This is a genomic window from cf. Phormidesmis sp. LEGE 11477, assembly GCF_015207105.1.
Lineage (GTDB): Bacteria > Cyanobacteriota > Cyanobacteriia > Phormidesmidales > Phormidesmidaceae > Phormidesmis.
The window spans coordinates 2,501-5,503 of the sequence record NZ_JADEXO010000198.1; the positions used below are offsets into that span (position 1 = coordinate 2,501).

The 3,003-nt window shown below is 49.7% G+C and carries 2 tRNA genes and 2 rRNA genes (1 of these 4 running past the window's edge); all 4 read right to left on the reverse strand.

What is annotated here, in order from left to right:
• Positions 1-688: ribosomal RNA gene (locus IQ256_RS28225) — 23S ribosomal RNA — on the reverse strand (it extends 2,199 nt beyond the left edge of the window).
• Positions 689-1,000: 312 nt separating this feature from the next.
• Positions 1,001-1,076, reverse strand: a tRNA-Ala gene (locus IQ256_RS28230).
• A gap of 18 nt (positions 1,077-1,094) precedes the next feature.
• Positions 1,095-1,168: transfer RNA gene (locus IQ256_RS28235), tRNA-Ile, on the reverse strand.
• A 159-nt stretch (positions 1,169-1,327) separates the two neighbouring features.
• Positions 1,328-2,818, reverse strand: a 16S ribosomal RNA gene (locus IQ256_RS28240).
• The 16S and 23S rRNA genes sit together here with 2 tRNA genes alongside, the layout of an rRNA operon.
• Positions 2,819-3,003 lie beyond the last annotated feature (185 nt).

Here is a 3,003-nt window from a genome sequence, read left to right on the forward strand (position 1 = left end):
TATAAAATCTGACTATCGCCCTATTAAGACTCGGTTTCCCTTTGGCTTCGGATATCTTCTCCTTAACCTGCCAGACCCTATAAGTCGCCGGCTCATTCTTCAACAGGCACACTATCACACGTTTAATCGTGCTCTAATTGCTTGTAAGCTCACGGTTTCATGTTCTATTTCACTCCCCTTCCGGGGTTCTTTTCACCTTTCCCTCGCGGTACTCTTCACTATCGGTCACACAGGAGTATTTAGCCTTACGAGGTGGTCCTCGTGGATTCAACCGGAATTTCTCGTGTTCCGGCCTACTCGGGATAACGCTAGTATCCTTAAAGTTTCGACTACGGGACTCTCACCCTCTTTGGTTCACCTCTCAAGTGATTCGTCTACTCGCTAGATTCCTTATCGCGCTCCCACAACCCCATCAGTAAAAACCAATGGTTTGGGCTCTTCCCACTTCGCTCGCCGCTACTATGGGAATCGAGTTTTCTTTCTCTTCCTACAGCTACTTAGATGTTTCAGTTCACTGCGTTCGCTCATCCTTACCTATAGATTCAGTAAGGTGTTTATCGGGTTGCCCCATTCGGAAATCTCTGGATCACTGCCTGCTTCCGGCTCCCCAAAGCGTATCGTCGGTAACCACGTCCTTCTTCGCCTCTGTGTGCCTAGGTATCCACCGTGAGCCCTTTGTAGCTTGACCTTCTTTGGATATAAAAGATCTTTTCGCTTACATCCTCCTATCGCTCGTATCTCAGTTCACTACCTTGCTAGTTGCTTTCGCTCTTCGCTAGGTCGCGCTCAATCTACTTGCTATAAAAGTTTGGGCTTTTTGTTTCTTTCAAATGTCTGCTAGACACTCGAACTACCTTTGCTTTCTTATAGTTTTCTATGCAGTTGTCAAGGTTCTTACTAGTCTCGAAAGACCAGCACTCTATAATGTCACTCGCTTCGAGGCATTACTAGATGCTGATTTTTTTGTCTCGATATCTTCTTTAGCTTAATTGCGTCGCTTTGGTGGAGGTAAGCGGACTCGAACCGCTGACATCCTGCTTGCAAAGCAGGCGCTCTACCAGCTGAGCTATACCCCCCAATTTTGTTCTTGAAAGTGGGCCATCCTGGACTCGAACCAGGGACCTCACCCTTATCAGGGGTGCGCTCTAACCACCTGAGCTAATAGCCCTCTCCTTTCGGTGCTTGAACTGCTTCGTAACACCCGAATAATCTAGAGAACCTGCAGTCGAAACTGCTCTAACTAACTCAACCCTCAACGACCTTAGGTGACTACAACAACGCTCTATTCGCAAATCGCTTTCAAACTGTTGTTTAGTAGGTCTCCCTCTAAGGAGGTGATCCAGCCACACCTTCCGGTACGGCTACCTTGTTACGACTTCACCCCAGTCATCAGCCCTGCCTTCGGCGTCCCCCTCCGCAAAACGGTTGGGGTAACGACTTCGGGCGTGGCCAACTTCCATGGTGTGACGGGCGGTGTGTACAAGGCCCGGGAACGTATTCACCGCAGTATGCTGACCTGCGATTACTAGCGATTCCGCCTTCATGCAGGCGAGTTGCAGCCTGCAATCTGAACTGAGCAACGGTTTATGGGATTAGCTCACTATCGCTAGTTGGCTGCCCTTTGTCCGTCGCATTGTAGTACGTGTGTAGCCCAGGATGTAAGGGGCATGATGACTTGACGTCATCCCCACCTTCCTCCGGTTTGTCACCGGCAGTCTCCTTAAAGTGCCCAACTTAATGATGGCAACTAAGGACGAGGGTTGCGCTCGTTGCGGGACTTAACCCAACATCTCACGACACGAGCTGACGACAGCCATGCACCACCTGTCTCTCGGCTCCCGAAGGCACTCCTCTCTTTCAAAAGGATTCCGAGGATGTCAATCCCTGGTAAGGTTCTTCGCGTTGCATCGAATTAAACCACATACTCCACCGCTTGTGCGGGCCCCCGTCAATTCCTTTGAGTTTCACACTTGCGTGCGTACTCCCCAGGCGGGACACTTAACGCGTTTGCTTCGATACTGCACGGGTCGATACGCGCAACACCTAGTGTCCATCGTTTACAGCTAGGACTACAGGGGTATCTAATCCCTTTCGCTCCCCTAGCTTTCGTCCATCAGCGTCAGTAATGGCCCAGTAGAGCGCCTTCGCCACTGGTGTTCTTCCTAATATCTACGCATTTCACCGCTACACTAGGAATTCCCTCTACCCCTACCACTCTCTAGTTATATAGTTTCCATTGCCCATCCACAGTTGAGCTGTGGGCTTTAACAACGGACTTTTACAACCGCCTACGGACGCTTTACGCCCAATAATTCCGGATAACGCTTGCATCCTCCGTCTTACCGCGGCTGCTGGCACGGAGTTAGCCGATGCTGATTCCTCAAGTACCGTCAAAAATTCTTCCTTGAGAAAAGAGGTTTACAACCCACAGGCCTTCCTCCCTCACGCGGCGTTGCTCCGTCAGGCTTGCGCCCATTGCGGAAAATTCCCCACTGCTGCCTCCCGTAGGAGTCTGGGCCGTGTCTCAGTCCCAGTGTGGCTGATCGTCCTCTCAGACCAGCTACTGATCGTCGCCTTGGTAAGCTCTTACCCCACCAACTAGCTAATCAGACGCGAGCTCATCTACAGGCTATTAATATTTCACCTCTCGGCACATTGGGTGTTAGCATCAGTTTCCTAATGTTGTCCCCATCCTGTAGGCAGATCCTCACGCGTTACTCACCCGTCCGCCACTAACTTCCGAAAAAGCTCGTTCGACTTGCATGTGTTAAGCACGCCGCCAGCGTTCATCCTGAGCCAGGATCAAACTCTCCATTTTAGGTGATAACAACTGATTAACTCTATCGCTAACTAGTCATTACCCGTTTGTCTTGTACTCAGATAACCTTCTGGCTATCCTTTTGCTTCATGACAATAGCTATGCTATCCTCATAAGCAATTTAATCATTAACGAGGGTCTCGTTAATTAAACTTCTCTAAATTATTCTTCTGTCTAGGTGCTAC